Source organism: Streptomyces flavalbus, assembly GCF_042674625.1.
GTDB lineage: Bacteria > Actinomycetota > Actinomycetes > Streptomycetales > Streptomycetaceae > Streptomyces > Streptomyces flavalbus.
This window is the reverse complement of sequence record NZ_JBHTEB010000001.1, coordinates 2986132-3002329: the sequence shown is the minus strand read 5'-3', so window position 1 is coordinate 3002329 and position 16198 is coordinate 2986132. Positions and strand designations below refer to the sequence as shown.

At 71.3% G+C, this 16198-nt stretch carries 14 protein-coding genes and 1 tRNA gene; 3 read left to right on the top strand and 12 right to left on the bottom strand.

Features of this window, described 5'->3' with window-relative positions; genetic code table 11:
- Nucleotides 1-45: 45 nt before the first annotated feature.
- Genes ACFQZ6_RS13350 through ACFQZ6_RS13340 form a run of 3 tightly spaced genes read right to left on the bottom strand, consistent with a single transcriptional unit; the run spans nt 46 to nt 3292 of the window.
- Nucleotides 46-945: a carbohydrate ABC transporter permease gene (locus ACFQZ6_RS13350; protein ID WP_381607974.1), complete on the bottom strand. Its 900-nt coding sequence runs from the start codon at nt 943-945 to the stop codon at nt 46-48.
- An 11-nt stretch (nt 946-956) separates the two neighbouring features.
- Nucleotides 957-1967, bottom strand: a complete 1011-nt coding sequence (locus ACFQZ6_RS13345) for a carbohydrate ABC transporter permease (protein WP_381618280.1) — start codon at nt 1965-1967, stop codon at nt 957-959.
- Between the two features lie 5 nt (nt 1968-1972).
- Nucleotides 1973-3292, bottom strand: a complete 1320-nt coding sequence (locus ACFQZ6_RS13340; RefSeq protein WP_381607972.1) for an ABC transporter substrate-binding protein — start codon at nt 3290-3292, stop codon at nt 1973-1975.
- A gap of 323 nt (nt 3293-3615) precedes the next feature.
- On the opposite strand from ACFQZ6_RS13340, the gene ACFQZ6_RS13335 reads away from it, so the two are divergent.
- Nucleotides 3616-4671 carry a LacI family DNA-binding transcriptional regulator gene (locus tag ACFQZ6_RS13335; protein WP_381607970.1) on the top strand — a complete coding sequence of 352 codons (1056 nt, stop codon included), beginning with the start codon at nt 3616-3618 and terminating at the stop codon, nt 4669-4671.
- A gap of 142 nt (nt 4672-4813) precedes the next feature.
- Here ACFQZ6_RS13335 and ACFQZ6_RS13330 read toward each other — a convergent pair.
- From ACFQZ6_RS13330 to ACFQZ6_RS13315, 4 genes are all read right to left on the bottom strand, one after another.
- Nucleotides 4814-4886 (bottom strand) — tRNA-His (locus tag ACFQZ6_RS13330).
- Between the two features lie 114 nt (nt 4887-5000).
- A complete protein-coding gene (gene orn / locus ACFQZ6_RS13325) occupies nt 5001-5603 on the bottom strand; it encodes an oligoribonuclease (RefSeq protein ID WP_381607968.1) in 603 nt (200 codons plus the stop codon).
- 225 nt (nt 5604-5828) lie between these two features.
- A complete protein-coding gene (locus ACFQZ6_RS13320) occupies nt 5829-7022 on the bottom strand; it encodes a helix-turn-helix domain-containing protein (protein WP_381607966.1) in 1194 nt (397 codons plus the stop codon).
- A gap of 387 nt (nt 7023-7409) precedes the next feature.
- The gene (locus tag ACFQZ6_RS13315; protein ID WP_381607964.1) at nt 7410-7769 is read right to left on the bottom strand and encodes a hypothetical protein; all 360 of its coding nucleotides are present in this window, start codon (nt 7767-7769) and stop codon (nt 7410-7412) included.
- A gap of 354 nt (nt 7770-8123) precedes the next feature.
- Here ACFQZ6_RS13315 and ACFQZ6_RS13310 point away from each other — a divergent pair, with 354 nt between their 5' ends.
- On the top strand, nt 8124-8651 hold the full coding sequence (locus ACFQZ6_RS13310) for a universal stress protein (protein WP_381607961.1): 528 nt from the start codon (nt 8124-8126) through the stop codon (nt 8649-8651).
- Between the two features lie 499 nt (nt 8652-9150).
- On the opposite strand, the gene glmS is transcribed toward ACFQZ6_RS13310, so the two are convergent.
- From glmS to ACFQZ6_RS13295, 3 genes are all read right to left on the bottom strand, one after another.
- Complete coding sequence (gene glmS, locus ACFQZ6_RS13305) at nt 9151-10968, bottom strand: glutamine--fructose-6-phosphate transaminase (isomerizing) (RefSeq protein ID WP_381607959.1); 1818 nt, start codon at nt 10966-10968, stop codon at nt 9151-9153.
- Between the two features lie 12 nt (nt 10969-10980).
- Nucleotides 10981-11238, bottom strand: coding sequence for a hypothetical protein (locus ACFQZ6_RS13300; protein ID WP_381607957.1), 258 nt, complete (start codon nt 11236-11238; stop codon nt 10981-10983).
- 99 nt (nt 11239-11337) lie between these two features.
- Complete coding sequence (locus ACFQZ6_RS13295; RefSeq protein WP_381607955.1) at nt 11338-12234, bottom strand: DUF4429 domain-containing protein; 897 nt, start codon at nt 12232-12234, stop codon at nt 11338-11340.
- A 71-nt stretch (nt 12235-12305) separates the two neighbouring features.
- Between ACFQZ6_RS13295 and ACFQZ6_RS13290 the strand changes: the two genes are divergently transcribed.
- Entirely contained in the window at nt 12306-13919 is a 1614-nt protein-coding gene (locus ACFQZ6_RS13290) for a beta-N-acetylhexosaminidase (RefSeq protein ID WP_381607953.1), read from the top strand.
- A 68-nt stretch (nt 13920-13987) separates the two neighbouring features.
- On the opposite strand, the gene ACFQZ6_RS13285 is transcribed toward ACFQZ6_RS13290, so the two are convergent.
- Together ACFQZ6_RS13285 and ACFQZ6_RS13280 are read right to left on the bottom strand one after the other, a co-directional pair.
- Nucleotides 13988-14893 carry an RNA polymerase sigma-70 factor gene (locus tag ACFQZ6_RS13285; RefSeq protein ID WP_381607951.1) on the bottom strand — a complete coding sequence of 302 codons (906 nt, stop codon included), beginning with the start codon at nt 14891-14893 and terminating at the stop codon, nt 13988-13990.
- A gap of 38 nt (nt 14894-14931) precedes the next feature.
- Entirely contained in the window at nt 14932-16146 is a 1215-nt protein-coding gene (locus ACFQZ6_RS13280) for an NAD(P)/FAD-dependent oxidoreductase (RefSeq protein WP_381607949.1), read from the bottom strand.
- Between the last annotated feature and the right edge of the window lie 52 nt (nt 16147-16198).

Here is a 16198-nt window from a genome sequence, read left to right as displayed (position 1 = left end):
AGAGGGGCCGAGGCGGCGGTGACCCGGCCCCCTGGTACGCGGGCGTCAGCCCTTGACCGCGCCCTGCATGATGCCGCCGACGATCTGCTTGCCGAAGATCGCGAAGACCAGCAGCAGCGGCAGCGTGCCGAGCAGCGCGCCCGCCATGATCAGGGACTGGTCGGGCGTGTAGCCGCGGCCCCAGGCCACCGCGACCTGCACGGTCGGGTTGCCGGTCTGGGTGAGCACCAGGAACGGCCACAGGAAGTCGTTCCAGGTCTGGACGAACATCAACATGCCGAGTACGGCCATGGCGGGCCGCGCGGCCGGGAACACCACGTGCCAGACCACGCGCCAACTGCTGGCGCCGTCCACCCGGGCGGCCTCGATGATCTCGTCGGGCAGCGCCTGGATCAGGTACTGCCGCATGAAGAACACGCCGAACGCGCTCACCAGCGACGGGAAGATCACGGCCTGGAGCTGGTCGGTCCAGTCCAGCTTGGCGACCATCATGTACAGCGGGATCACGCTGAGCTGCGGCGGCACCATCATGGTGCCGATGACGATCAGCATCATCGCGTTACGGCCCTTGAACCGCAGCTTGGCGAAGGCGAACCCGGCGATCGTCGACAGCACCACGATGGTGACCGCCGAGATCCCGGCGACGATGGTGGTGTTGAGGAACGCCTCGCCCAGGTTGGCGTCGGTCCACGCCACTTCCAGCTTGTCGAACAGGTTGCCGCCGAACCACAGCGGCGGCGGGTTCTCCGCGAGGCGCTGGTTGTCACGGGAGGCGGCGATCGCGGTCCACACCAGCGGGAACAGCGAGCCGATCGTGAACAGGGCGAGGATGACGTAGGCGAGGGGCCCGGCGTGCATCGTCCCGCCCGCGCGTGCGGACTTGGGGGCGCGCGAGCGCCGGTGCGCGCCCGGCTTGGCGTCCTCGGGGCTCAGGGTCGTCGTCACGGCCGGTTCTCCTAACTACTGGCGCGCAGCCGGCGCGAGATGACGTAGTTGACGATCCCGATCACGATGAGGATCAGGAACATCGTCCAGGCGATGGCGGAGGACCGGCCCAGGTGCTGGTTGACCCAGCCCTGCTCGTACAGGTACAGGCCCAGCGTCTGGAACTGGTGCTCGGAGCCGCCGGAGGCGCCCTTGTTCGCGTCGAACAGCAGCGGTTCGCCGAACACCTGGGAGGCGCCGATCGTCGACACGACCACGGTGAACAGGATCGTCGGACGCAGCGACGGCAGGGTGACGTGCAGGAACTGCTTCCAGCGGCTGGCCCCGTCCAGGGCCGCCGACTCGTACAGGTCCTGCGGGATCGCCTGCATCGCGGCCAGGTAGATCAGCGCGTTGTAGCCGGTCCACCGCCAGATGATGATGGTCGACACCGCGATCTTCGAGGCCCAGTGGCCGTTCTGCCAGTCGATGTTGTCGATGCCGACCGCGTTCAGCACCCAGTTGATCATGCCGTAGTCGCGGCCGAACAGCAGCACGAAGACCAGCGACGCGGCGGCGATCGAGGTGGCGTACGGGGCGAGCATGACGACCCGGTAGAAGGTCGAGCCGCGCAGCTTGTAGTTGAGGATGTGCGCGATGCCCATCGCCATCAGCAACTGCGGCACCGTGGAGATGATGCCGATCCAGAGGGTGTTGCGCGCCGCGTTCCAGAAGAAGTCGTCGTCGAAGATCCTGGTGTAGTTGCGCAGGCCCACCCACTCCATGTCGGTGGGGGCGGTCAGCTCCACCTGGTGCAGGGAGGCCCAGCCCGTGTAGATCAGCGGGAACAGGCCGAAGGCGAGGAAGAGCAGGAAGAACGGCGAGACGAACGCGTACGGGCTCCATCGCATGTCGCGCTGCCAGCGCCGGGACAGCCGCTTCCGCTTCCGCTCCTCCTGCTCGGTGAGCGGGTTGGCGGGCGGGCGCGGGGCCGCGCCCCCCTTGACGGGGGACGCGGCGGCCGTGTCGTGCCGGGTGGTCATGCCGGTCACTGGTCCAGGTTGTTGTCGATGGTCTTCACGGCGTTGTCCCAGGCGGCCTTGGCCGACTTGCCCTGGGTGACGAGGATGACGCCGTTGTCGGTCAGGCCCTGCTGGATGATCTGGTCCTTCGGGCCGATCACCTGCACGGGCGCGGCCTTGGCGGCCTCGGCGAAGATCTCACCGATCGGGGCGTCCCCGGTCATGTCGTTCTTGCCGTCCACGACCTGCTGCATGGTGTACGCGGCCGGGGTGCTCGGGAAGCTGCCCTGCTTGCCGAAGAGCTTGGCCTGCTGCTCGGGAGCGGTCAGCCAGGCGGCCAGCTTGGCGGCCTCCTCGGTGTTCTTGCCGGACTTCGGCACGGAGAGGAAGGAACCGCCCCAGTTACCGGACTTGGGCGACTGGGCGACGTCCCACTTGCCCGCGGCCTCCGGCTTCGACTTGCCCTTGATGTAGCCGAGCATCCACGGCGGGCAGGACATCGCCGCGAACTTGGTGTTGGCGATGGTGGTGTCCCAGGCGGGCTGGAACTGCGTCTGGTTGCCGACCAGTCCGTCCTCGGCCGCGGCGGCGGTGAGGTCGAACGCCTTCTTCACGGCCGGGTTGGTCTTGTAGATGACCTCGCCGGAGGAGTCGTAGAACTTCTCCGTCTCCGAGCTGAGGATCGCGTTGATCAGACCGCCGGGGGAGTCCATGAAGGTGGTGCCGCTCGGGGCGTTCTTCTGGTAGTCGCGGCCGACGTCGACGAACTTCTCCCAGTCACCCGCCCACAGCTTGCCGACCTCCTCGCGGTCGGTCGGTAGACCGGCCTCCTTGAACAGGTCGGTGCGGTAGCAGATGGCCATCGGGCCGATGTCGGTGCCCAGGCCGACGGTCTGCCCCTCCTTGGTGGTGGCCTGCTGCCACTTCCAGTCGAGGTAGTCGCTCTCCTTGCCGTACTTCGACAGGTCGAGCAGCTTGTCGGACTGCGTCTGGACGACCTCGGCGATGTTGCCGACCTCGACGCCCTGGATGTCCATCAGACCGCTGTTGGTCGTCAGGTGGTTGACCAGCGCGGGGTAGTAGTTCTCGTTGCGCTCGACGACGTTCTCTTCGATCTTGATGTCCGGGTGGAGCTTCATGTACTCGTCGTAGAGCCCGGCCTCCTTGAAGCCGAACGTACCGAAGAGCCCCAGCGTGATCGTGGTCTTGCCACCGCCGCCGCCGTCAGACGAGTTGTTCTCGCTGTCGTCGCCGTCGTCGGCACAACCGGCCAGCAGCCCAGCCCCCAGCGACGCGATGGCCGCGAGAACCACCGCCTTACGGCGGATTCGGGTAGGTGCTCGCATTGCAGTCCTCCTGTTGCCCTGACGTGCCGACCCCCCGGCCAAAATACGTGCATGGGCCCGTTGTTCTTCTCGCTGCGGCTCGGGCGGGGAACGTGCGGGTTGTGTAAGTGCCAGGTACCGTGGGAGCGCTCCCATCGGTGATGTGTTGAAGGTTCGTAGCTTCGGGACGGGGTGTCAAGGGAGTGGACGCGGAGAGACGCGTTCAGTTATCGGCCTGTTAACTGGAACGGCGGAGTCGGTCTTCTGGCGCCCGCCCGGTACGGCGGCGTCCCCGCACTGTTACATTCCAGGCCAGGCGTGGTGTCGACGGGAGGGCGGAGCCAGTGGCAAGCCACGGAACACGGGGCCGCAGCGGCGGTCGGCCAACTCTGGAAGAGGTGGCGGCCCGAGCGGGCGTCGGCCGTGGCACGGTCTCCCGCGTCATCAACGGCTCCCCTCGTGTGAGCGACGCCACTCGCGCGGCCGTCGAGGCGGCGGTCGCCGAGCTGGGTTACGTCCCGAACACGGCCGCCCGCGCGCTTGCCGCCAACCGTACCGACGCGATCGCCCTCGTCGTCCCGGAACCGGAGACCCGGTTCTTCGCGGAGCCGTACTTCTCGGACATGCTCAAGGGCGTCGGCGCCGAGCTGGGCGAGACCGAGATGCAGCTCCTGCTCATCTTCGCGGGCAGCGACCGGGAGCGGCAGCGCCTCGCCCAGTACCTCGCCGCGCACCGCGTGGACGGCGTCCTGCTGGTCTCGGTGCACGCCGACGACCCGCTGCCCGACCTGCTCTCCCAACTGGAGATCCCGGCGGTGATAAGCGGCCCCCGCTCCGCCGCGGAGACGCTGCCGTCGGTCGACTCCGACAACTACGGCGGCGCCCGCCAGGCCGTGGAGCACCTGCTGTCCCGGGGCCGCCGCCGCATCGCCCACATCACCGGCCGCCTCGACGTCTACGGCGCCCAGCGGCGCGTCGACGGCTACCGGGACGCGCTGCGGGACGCCGGTCTGGAGGCGGACGAACTGCTCATCGCGTCCGGTGACTTCACCGAGGAGGGCGGCCAGCACGCGATGGCCGAGCTGCTCGGCCGCCGCCCCGACCTCGACGCCGTCTTCGCCGCCTCCGACGTGACGGCGGCGGGCGCCCGCCAGGTGCTGCGCGAGTCCGGCCGCCGGGTGCCGGACGACGTGGCCCTCGTCGGCTACGACGACTCGGCGATCGCCCGCCACATGCACCCGCCGCTGACGAGTGTGCGCCAGCCCATAGAGGAGATGGGCCGCGCGATGATCGACCTGCTCCTCGGCGAGATAGCGGACCGCCGCCCGGCGGTGTCGAGGGGCCTGGAGCCGCGCCAGATGGTGCTGGCGACGGAGCTGGTGGAGCGGACGTCGTCGTAGTCGGCGTGGTCGTGCCGGGGGAGGGGGCCGCGCCCCGCCGGGCGGGCACGCGGCTCCCACCGGGCGTGCACGCGGCTCCCACCGGGCGTGCACGCGAATCAGCCGGTGACCCTCTTCCCAAGGTCACCGGCTGATTACTCAGGGTGAGTGACGGGACTCGAACCCGCGGCATCCTGGACCACAACCAGGTGCTCTACCAGCTGAGCTACACCCACCATGACCGGCGGTTCTACCGTGGTCTCCCCGACCGGCCGAGAAAAAGTGTACAGGGTCCGAAGGGGTGCTCGCGCCCGCCTTTTCCCGAGGCCCCCGCACGGGCCCCGGGGCGGCTACCGGGCGGGCAGGACGTGCTTGGCGGCGATCGCCTTCGCGGTCTCCGAGTCCGGGCCGGGCTGCGGTACGAAGACGGCCTCGCGGTAGTAGCGCAGCTCCGCGATGGACTCGCGGATGTCGGCGAGGGCGCGGTGGTTGCCGTTCTTCTCGGGGCTGTTGAAGTACGCCCGCGGGTACCAGCGCCGGGCCAGCTCCTTGATGCTGGAGACGTCGACGATCCGGTAGTGCAGGTAGTCCTCCAGGGTGGGCATGTCGCGCAGCAGGAAGCCGCGGTCGGTGCCGACGGAGTTGCCGCACAGGGGGGCCTTGCCGGGCTCCTTGACGTGCTCGCGCACATAGGCGAGAACCTGCTCCTCGGCGTCCGCGAGCGTCGTGCCGCCGGGCAGTTCGGCGAGCAGGCCGGACGCGGTGTGCATCTGACGCACCACCTCCGGCATCGTCTCCAGCGCCGCGTCCGGCGGACGGATGACGATGTCGACGCCGTCGCCGAGCACGTTCAGCTCGGAGTCGGTGACGAGGGCGGCCACCTCGATGAGCGCGTCGTCGGACAGCGAGAGGCCGGTCATCTCGCAGTCGATCCACACCATGCGATCGTTCATGTGTCTAACCCTACGGCCCCCACGTTCGAACCCGACCCGCCCCGACGGTGGGCTTCGAGGCGGTGGGAACGGGCCAGACGGCGGACGGGCGCACCGGGTGGCGTCCGCGGCGGCCTTCTCGGGCCGTACCCGGCGACGTGCGTGGTGGTTTTCCCGGGTCGCACCCGGTGATGTCCGTGGCGGCTTTCCCCGGGCCGTACCCGGGGAAAGCCGCCACGGTACGGCTCACGCGCCGCCGCGTTGCCCCGGCATCCCGGCCAGGGAGGCCGCCGGGCGGCGGCTCTGGTGGGGTACCGACGGGTCGGGGTGGAGGCTGCCCGGGGGCGGTCCGACCGGGGTGGGCGGTGGCACGTTCGGGGCGGCGCTCGGCGGGCCGTCGCCGTCCGGTACGCGGTCGCCGTGCGGACGCCGGGCCCGGTAGGCGGCGCGGTACGCGGCCGGGGACGAGCCGAGCTGGCGGCGGAAGTGCCCGCGCAGCGCCACCGGCGAACGGAAGCCGCAGCGGCCCGCGACCTCGTCCACCGAGTAGTCGGACGTCTCCAGGAGGCGCTGCGCCTGGAGGACCCGCTGGGTGATCAGCCACTGGAGCGGGGCCGAACCCGTCAGCGAGCGGAACCGGCGGTCGAAGGTGCGGCGCGACATGTACGCGCGCGCCGCGAGCGTCTCCACGTCGAACTGCTCGTGGAGGTGTTCGAGCGCCCAGGCGACGACCTCGGCGAGCGGGTCGGCGCCGATCTCCTCTGGTAAAGAGCGGTCCAGGTAGCGCTCCTGCCCGCCGGTCCGGCGCGGCGGGACCACCAGGCGCCGGGCGAGCGCGCCCGCCGCCTCGTTGCCGTGGTCCGTGCGCACGATGTGGAGGCAGAGGTCGATCCCGGCCGCCGTACCGGCGGAGGTGAGGACGTCCCCGTCGTCGACGAAAAGTTCCCTGGGATCGACGTGCACCGACGGGTAGCGCTTGGCCAGCGTCGGCGCGTACATCCAGTGGGTGGTGGCCGGGCGGCCGTCCAGCAGGCCCGCCGCGGCGAGGACGAAGGCGCCGGTGCACAGCCCGACGATGCGGGCGCCCTCCTCGTGGGCCCGGCGCAGCGCGTCGAGTGCCTCCACCGGTGGCGGTGAGGTGATCGACCGCCAGGCGGGCACGACGACGGTGCCCGCCCGGGAGATCGCCTCCAGGCCGTGCGGCGCGGTGAGTTCGAGGCCCCCCGTGGTCCGCAGCGGGCCTTCCTCGCCCGCGCACACCAGCAGGCGGTAGCGCGGCACACCGGCGTCCTGGCGGTCGATTCCGAACACCGACAGCGGTATGGAACTCTCGAAGATGGGGCCGCCGCTGAACAGCAGCACCGCGACGATCTCCTTGCGGCGTCGCCCGGACAGTTTCCGGGTCGCGGCCTCCGGCGCGGCAGTGGAGTCGTGGCTCATGCTGCTAAGCCCCCCTCGGTGGTCGCGGCGCCCTGATCCTTTCGGGTCTGTCGCTCCAACACGTTTCCCCTCGGTCCTGCACGAGTCCCCCGCCGTACGACAGTCAAGATCGAATCTACTGCGTTCCGCCGTGCCCGGGTGGCCAGTTCGCACCCCGGCTCATTGTCGACTTGGCAACTTGGCGTGAAGCATTCGATCACGAAGGGTTGCACTCCCGAGCCGTGCAGGGAAGTGCGCCTTGTCGCGGTGGCCAATCAGCATAGGGTCCGCGAACCCCGCAGGACCCTTTCCATGCAGGTCGAACGGGGGTTGGGGGGTGGCTGGACGGCGCGATGCACAGGTTCCGGAAGTTGGCTGAAAAGCTACGGGCGCGTGCGCGAAAACCGGTCAGCCGACCGGTGTCTTTCCGCCCGCGTGACGACCGCCCCGGCGTGCGCCCGTTCCGCCCCGGTTCGCCCCCGTCCCGGCCCGGTCGGCGCCCGCGCCGCTCCGGTGGTGCCGCCCGCGGGGCCCCGGCGGGGGCGCCTCGGCGGGCTGCCGGGCCGCGCACCGCTCGGACCGGCGCAGCAGCAGTCGGCACACGGCGGTGACGGCGGCGAGCCCCAGCGCCGTCCCGGCGGCACCGGCCAGGGAGGTGCCGTAGACCAGCAGGACCACCGGGACGAGGACGCAGGCGAAGGCCGCCCAGCCGATGACTCCGGAGGTGGAGTCGGGCGTGGCGTGGGGCGCGGGGCGGGGTGCGGGCATCGCGGGGCTCCCTCGGGCGGCGGGTCACCGGGATCAACGGCTGTTCGAGGAGTCGGTCACTGTCCGCACCCGCGACGGGGCCCGGGGTGACGGACCGGTCCGGGCGCCGCCCGCCGTCCAGCGCCGTAATTGAATCCTGTGCAAACCGCCTGTACGGGGCAGCAACCATTGCGTTACGGGCGCCCCCTCGTGCATCCTCCGGTGAACCCGTCGCGGACGGAGTGCGGGATCTGGGCTAAGGAGGCGTGCCGCCGTACCCTTGGGGGTATGGGGTTGGGAAGATGATTCCCGGACACAGCTCCGCCGCACACTGTCGTCCCACCCATCACAAAGGATCACGACGCCGAGACAGCCATGGCCGGTCACGAATTCTTCGAACCAGCGGACCGCAGGCGACCGCTCGCCGAACCGACGGCGGCCGATCCCCTGGCGGCGGACGAACCACGCCAGTCCTGCGACCCCGCCTTCAAGCACGGGGTGGTCGTCGGCTTCGACGGCTCGACCTCCAGTGAGCGTGCCCTCGCCTACGCGATCGGCATGGCCCAGCGCTCCGGCTCCGGCCTGATCATCGTGCACGTGGCCAACCGGCTGCCCACCACGGTGTGGGCGGGCTGTGAGCCGCCGGTCTTCGTGGACGTGCCCGACCACCGCACCGAGGTGCTCGGTCTGGAGCTGGCCTGCGCGGACTACCTCGCGGAGGTGCCGTGGATCCTGGTCGAGCGCGGCGGTGACATCTGTCACGAACTCGAAGAGGTGGGGCGGGAGTACGAGGCCGACGCGATCGTCGTCGGCTCCACGCACGGCATCGTGGGCCGGATCTTCGGCTCGGTGGCCGGACGGCTCGCCAAGCGGGCGCAGCGGCCGGTCGTCGTGATCCCGTAACCCTCCCTCAACACCCTCAACTCCCTTTGCGCGCAAGGTTCGGCGGACTCGCCGAGCGTGAACCTACTTGTGCGTACATGTGTTTGTGTGCTTGTGAAGGGCATATATCGCTCACGCACCACCGCACAGGCATGAAGGGAGCCCGCCGTGGACGACGGAGTCCCTGCGGGAAGCGCCACCACCGTCGTCGGCCGACGCGCCCGCGGCGTCACCCCGCTGGCCTTCCGCGACGCGCGGCTGGCCGGGGAGTGACGGCCACGGGTTAGCTGCGCAGGCTGGGGCGGGATTTCAGCTCCGGCCCAGTGAAGGGCCCCCCGCGCTTTGGTGGCAGCGCGTGGGGGCCCGTTCTGTTGGCTGGCCGGTGCGGGTGGGGGGGTGGTTGGTCGCGCAGTTCCCCGCGCCCCTAAAAGATGCGCAGTTCCCCGCGCCCCTAAAAGATGCGCAGTTCCCCGCGCCCCTAAAGGACGCGCAGTTCCCCGCGCCCCAAAAAAGACGGGCGCTACTCCACCGTTACCGACTTGGCGAGGTTCCTCGGCTTGTCGATGTCCCTGCCCAGGGTCAGGGCCGTGTGGTAGGCGAGGAGTTGGAGGGGGATGCCCAGGAGGATGGGGTCGAGTTCGTCCTCGTTCTTGGGGACGACCAGGGTCTGGTCGGCCTTCTCCTGGGGCTGGTGGGCCACCGCGAGGATCTTTCCGCTGCGGGCCTTGATCTCCTCCATCGCGGCGCGGTTCTTCTCCAGCAGGTCGTCGTCGGGGACGATCGCGACCGTCGGCAGGGCGGGCTCGATCAGGGCCAGCGGGCCGTGCTTCAGCTCGGAGGCCGGGTACGCCTCGGCGTGGATGTAGGAGACCTCCTTGAGCTTCAGGGAGGCCTCGCGGGCGACCGGGTAGCCGCGGACGCGGCCGATGAAGAGCATCGAGCGGGCCTCGGCGTAACTCTGGGCCAGCTTCTCGATCTCCCCCTCCTGCTCCATGATCTCCGCGATCTGGGCGGGCAGCTTGCGCAGCCCCTCGATGATCCGCTTGCCGTCGCGCACCGAGAGGTCACGGGTGCGGCCGAGGTGCAGGGCGAGGAGGGCGAAGGCGACCGTGGTGTTGGTGAAGCACTTCGTCGAGACCACGCAGACCTCGGGGCCCGCGTGCACGTAGATGCCGCCGTCCGCCTCACGGGCGATCGCGGAGCCGACCACGTTCACGATGCCGAGCACCCGCGCGCCCTTGCGCTTCAACTCCTGAACGGCCGCGAGGACGTCGTACGTCTCACCGGACTGCGATACGGCGATGTAGAGCGTGTCGGGGTCGACGACCGCGTTGCGGTAGCGGAACTCGGAGGCGGGCTCGGCGTCGGCGGGGATGCGGGCCAGCTCCTCGATCATCTGGGCGCCGATCATGCCCGCGTGGTACGAGGTGCCGCAGCCGAGGATCTTGACGCGGCGGATGCGGCGGGCCTCGCGGGCGTCCAGGTTGAGGCCGCCGAGGTGCACGGTGGAGAAGCGGTCGTCGATCCGGCCGCGCAGGACGCGGTCCACGGCCTCGGCCTGCTCGTGGATCTCCTTGTGCATGTAGGTGTCGTGGCCGCCCATGTCGTAGGACGCGGCCTCCCACTCGACGGTCGTGGGCTCCGCCGTCGTACGGGTGCCCTCCGTCGTGTAGGTGCGGAAGTCGTCGGCCTTGAGGGTGGCCATCTCGCCGTCGTCGAGGGTCACTATCTGCCGGGTGTGGGCGACCAGCGCGGCGATGTCGGAGGCGACGAACATCTCCTTCTCGCCGATGCCGAGGACGACCGGGGAGCCGTTGCGGGCGACCACGATGCGGTCGGGGAAGTCGGCGTGCATCACCGCGATGCCGTACGTGCCCTCGATGACGCGCAGCGTCTCGCGGACCTTGTCCTCCAGCTTCTCCGCCTGGGAGCGCGCGATGAGGTGGACGAGGACCTCGGTGTCGGTCTCGGAGAGGAACTCCACCCCGTCCGCCTCCAGCTTGCGCCGCAGGTCGGAGGCGTTGTCGATGATGCCGTTGTGGACGACGGCGACCTTGCCCTCGGCGTCCAGGTGCGGGTGGGCGTTCACGTCGGAGGGGGCGCCGTGGGTGGCCCAGCGGGTGTGGGCGATGCCGGTGGTGCCCTTGAAGCGCGCCGGGACCCTGGCCTCCAGGTCGCGCACCCGCCCCTTGGCCTTGACCATCTTCAGTCCGCTGGCCTTGGGGGAGGTGACGACGATGCCCGCCGAGTCGTACCCCCGGTACTCCAGCCGCTGGAGGCCCTCCAGGAGCAGCGGCGCGACGTCACGCTTGCCGATGTATCCGACGATTCCGCACATAGATGGGTGTTCCTAGCCGTAGACGATGCGCCGTAGTTGCCTGAGGGTCAGCTCCGGCGGTGCCACGGCGCGGTATTTGAGGTCCGCCTCGATCCGTTCGAAGATCGTCGCGTTGACCAGGCCCTGGGCCTGTAGCTCGCGGTGGCGGCGACGGACGTAGTCCTCGGTCGTCTCGTCGAAGTAGGCGAGCACGTCCTGGACCACCCGCAGCGCCTCGCCCCGGCTGAGGGGCGTGGACCGCGTCAGGTGATCTACGAGTTCATCGTGCACCCGGTAGATCCTGGAGTACGCGCGACGGTTACGCAAGAAACCTGCCCGATTCCGGGCAGGGTGCACAGGAAACCGATATGCGTTTCCTGTCTGCGCCCCCTACATCCGCTTCAGGATCGCCCGCTTGGCCAGCGTGAACTCCTCCTCCGTCAGCACGCCCGTGCGGTGCAGCTCGCCCAGCTCCCGCAGCCGTCGCAGCAGGGCGTCGTGGTCGTCCTCGGCGGCGGGTGCCGGGACGGCGGGTATCTCCCGGGGCTCCGGCCGCCGTGCCTCGGGGGCGGGGGCGGGGGCGGGGGCCGCGGGGTGGGGGAGCCGGGCCTGGACGGCGGCGGCGACCAGTGCCATCAGGGGGTCCTTCTTGAAGCCCCACAGGTCGATGGCGTTCGGGTCGTACTTCGGCGGGGCGGTGGTGGGGGAGTCGCGGACGGTGAAGCGGAGGTAGCCGTTCTCCAGGCCGACCGCGGGGTGCCACTCCACCGCCGTGATGTCGGCGACGGCCAGGGTGCGCGGGCCGCGGGCGGACTTGGCGTCCTCGGTCTTCCAGTTCCACTCCAGCCGCACCTGCTCGCCGTCGAAGCTCGCCGTGCCGTCCCCGGCGGACGCGGTCAGCGGCACGGCGGGGCCCGGCAGCAGGTACGCGGTGACCGGGTCGGCCGGGACCTGGTCGAGGAGCAGGGCGTTGCGGACCTCGTCCACGACGTACTCGGCGACGCCGTAGCGGTCGGACTCGACGGTGAGCTGGTACGGGTCGTGGGGCTCGGTGAGGCGGCCCCCGGTGGCGTGCAGCAGCGGGTCGGCGCCGTCCCGCAGTCGCAGCCGCAGTCGCCCCGACTTCCGGCCCTGCTCGAAGGAGATGCCCGCCAACGCGCCGAGCGGGACGACGAGTTCGCCCAGCGCCCTGCGGAACAGGCTGACGCTCTTGTCGCGTCCCGGGGTCAGGCGCAGGGCGTCGCCGTCGAAGGTCCAGGAGCCGTCCTTCTGGAAGATTTCCGCCATGAGGGGGATTGTTCCACCGGTTCGGCGGCAGACTGGTCCAGACCTTTAGGACGTCCAGGAAGGGGTCGTTTGTGAGATCGCTCAGACCGCACCACAGAACGCTTCGCCTTCTCGTCTCCCTGCTGCTCGTCACCGCCGCCGCGGCCACGGCCACCGCCGCCGCCGCCGCCGCGCCCGCGCGGGACGCCCAGGCCGCCGTCTCCCCGCTCGACCAGGTGGTCCCGGCGCCCGTCGCCACGACGGCGGGCGGATCGCCGTACCGCCTCACCGAGCGCACCCGCATCCGGGTCGCGGACTCGGCCGAGGCGCGCCGGATCGGGGGCTACCTCGCGGACGTGCTCCGGCCGTCCACCGGCTATCCGCTGCCCGTCACCACGGGCGGCGGCACGGACGGCATCCGGCTGCGGCTCGCCAAGGGCCCCTACGGCGCCGAGGGGTACCGCCTCGACAGTGGCCGCACCGGCGTCACCGTCACCGCGGCCAAGCCCGCCGGGCTCTTCCACGGCGTCCAGACCCTGCGGCAGTTGCTGCCCGCCGCCGTGGAGCGGGACACCGTACAGCCCGGGCCGTGGCTGGTGCCGGGCGGCACCGTCGAGGACTCCCCGCGCTACGGCTGGCGCGGCGCCATGCTCGACGTCTCCCGGCACTTCTTCACCGTCGACCAGGTCAAGCGGTACGTCGACCAGCTCGCCCTCTACAAGATCAACAAGCTGCACCTGCACCTCAGCGACGACCAGGGCTGGCGCATCGCCGTCGACTCCTGGCCGCGCCTGGCCACCTACGGCGGCTCCACCGAGGTCGGCGGCGGCCCCGGCGGCCACTACACCAAGGACGACTACCGGGAGATCGTGCGGTACGCCGCCGACCGCTACCTGGAGGTCGTCCCCGAGATAGACATGCCGGGCCACACCAACGCCGCCCTCGCCTCCTACGCCGAGCTGAACTGCGACGGCGTCGCACCCCCGCTCTACACCGGCACCGCCGTCGGCTTCAGCTCGCTCTGCGTCGGCAAGGAGGTCACCTACGACTTCGTCGACGACGTCATCCGCGAACTGGCCGCCCTCACCCCCGGCCGCTACCTCCACATCGGCGGCGACGAGGCGCACTCCACCAGCCACGAGGACTACGTCACCTTCATGGCACGGGTGCAGCCGATCGTCGCGGCGTACGGCAAGACGGTCGTCGGCTGGCACCAGCTCACCGGTGCCACCCCCGCGCCGGGCGCGCTCGCCCAGTACTGGGGCCTGGACGGTACCGGCGCCGCGGAGAAGGAGCGGGTCGCGGCGGCGGCCCGCAGCGGCACCGGGCTCGTCCTCTCCCCGGCCGACCGGATCTACCTCGACATGAAGTACGACGCCCAGACCCCGCTGGGACTCTCCTGGGCGGGCTACGTCGACGTGCGCCGGTCCTACGACTGGGACCCCGGCGCCTATCTGCCGGGCGTGCCCGCGTCGGCGGTCCGGGGCGTCGAGGCGCCGCTGTGGTCGGAGACCCTCGAAACCTCCGCCCACATCGAGTACATGGCCTTCCCCCGGCTGCCGGGCGTGGCCGAACTGGGCTGGTCCCCGGCGTCCACCCACGACTGGGACGACTACCGCACCCGCCTCGCGGCACAGGGGCCGCGGTGGGAGGCGCTGGGCGTGGGGTACTACCGGGCGCCCGAGGTGCCCTGGCCCGACAGGTAGGGAGCGCTGACGGGTGCCCCGGCGGCAGGCGCGGGGCACCCTGTCCGGGGCGGCGATCCGGCGCGGCGTCAGGCGGTGGCGGGACCTCCGGCACGCTGCACACCGAGGAGTTTGTCCGGGTTGAGCTGGATGTGCACGTGGTGGACCAGGCCCTGGGTCACGCCCAGGGACATCGTGCCCAGCGTCCGGCCACCCAGGGTGATGAGCAGCCCGGGCTCGGCGTTGACGACGGCCGGTTCCAGCGTGGTGTCGGCCGACGTCGGCTTCGCCAGCACGCCGAGCAGCCACCGTGCGACATGGTCCGGGCCGGACAGGGGGCGGCGGGCGGCGGTGACCTTGCCGCCGCCGTCGGACCACGCGACGACGTCCGGGGCGAGCAGCTCCATCACCCGGTTCAGGTCCCCGCCGGCGCAGGCCGCCCGGAACCGCTCGGTCACCTCGTGGTGCCGCTCGGGACCGGCGTCGTACCGGGGGCGCCGGGCGTCCACGTGGCGGCGGGCGCGGTGGGCGATCTGCCGTACGGTCGGCTCCGGCCGGTCCAGCACCTGGGCGATCTCGGCGTGGGAGAACGCGAACGCCTCCCGCAGCACGAACACGGCCCGCTCCACCGGCGCGAGCGTCTCCAGGACCACCAGCAGCGCGGTGGACACGGTGTCCGCCAGCTCGGCGTCCTCGGCGACGTCCGGGGAGGTCAGCAGCGGCTCCGGCAGCCAGGGTCCGACATAGCGCTCGCGGACGGCGCGGGCCGACGTGAGCCGGTTCAGGGCGAGGTTGGTGACGGCGCGCACCAGGTACGCGCGGGGGTTGCGGACCTCCTCCCGGTCCACGCCCCGCCAGGCCAGCCAGGCGTCCTGGAGGACGTCCTCGGTGTCGGCGACGCTGCCGAGCATCCGGTACGCGGTACCGAACAGCAGCCGCCGGTGCTCCACGAACGGGTCCTCCCCCGCGTCCGGCGCGCGCTCGGTGCCGGTCATCGGTTCACGCTCCCCACCGGGGGAGGCGGGCGCCCCCGTCACGGCGCGATCACGGGCAGGGGCGCCACGGTGGTGCGGGTGGCCCGCCCTCCCCGGGAGAGCGTGGCGCTGACGTTCACGCGCCTGCCCAGCCGGTACAGCGTCAGCGGGCTGCCGCTGACCGTCTCCTTGTAACGGACGGCCCAGGCACCCCGCAGGTACCAGCGGCGCGGGCTGTCGTCCGGGTAGGTGAACTGGACGACCGCGTCCCGCCGTCCGATGCTGACCGGCTGGTGGAAGTAGCCGAAGCGGAACGGCCGCGGCTCCCTCCCGCGCAGTCGGCGCGCGATCTCGTCAGCCGCGTGCTGGGCGGTCGGCAGGCCGCTCTGGCACGTGCCGTGGACGGCTCCCCACGCCTGGCGGACCGCCGCGGCGTCACCGATCGCGTACACCTCGGGGTGCGAGAGCGAGCGCAGGTGGGCGTCCACGACGACCAGACCGCGGGCGTCGGTGGCGATACCCGAGGCGGCGGCGAGTTCCGGCACGCGCACGCCGGTCGTCCACAGCGTCAGGTCGGACGGCAGCCGCTCACCGTCGGCCAGCTCGACCGCACCGGCCAGGACGCGGGTGACGGTCGCTCCCGCGCGGACCGTCACACCGAGGCGGTCCAGGTCCCGGTCCAGGTGGGCGCGGGCCGCCTCGCCCATCATGGCCCCGGGCACGCCCCGGCTGACCAGGGTCACCCGCAGGCCGGGGTGGGTCTCGGCGAGCTCTGCCGCCGCCTCGATCCCGGTCAGGCCACCGCCGCACACCGTCACCGCACCCCCGGTGCGGGCCAGCGCGGGCAACCGGTCGGCGAAGTTCCGGACGGCGTCCGGGTCTTCGAGGGTGACGGCGTGCTCGGCGGCCCCGGGCACCCCGCGGGTGTCGGCGCGGCTGCCCAGCGCGTACACGAGCGTGTCGTACGACAACGCCACCGGCCCCGCGGGGGGTACGGCCTCGACGCTCACCCGACGTGCCTCCGGGTCGATCGCCGTCGCCCGGCCCTGGAGGAACTCGACACCGGTGCCAGCCAGCAGTTCGGGGATGCGGTGGCGGGTCAGCTCCTGGCCCGCCACCGTCTGGTGCAGCCGCAGCCGCTCCGTGAACCGCTCCGAGGGATTGACCAGCGTGATCCGCACCCCCGTCCGGCGGGTGCGCCGGGCAAGACGGACGGCGGCCATCATGCCCGTGTAACCGGCACCCAGAACGACGATCCGGTGCTTCGCGTTCATCTCGCTCACTCCCAGCATTCGCCCTGCTCTCACGACTGAGGACGCCCATGGG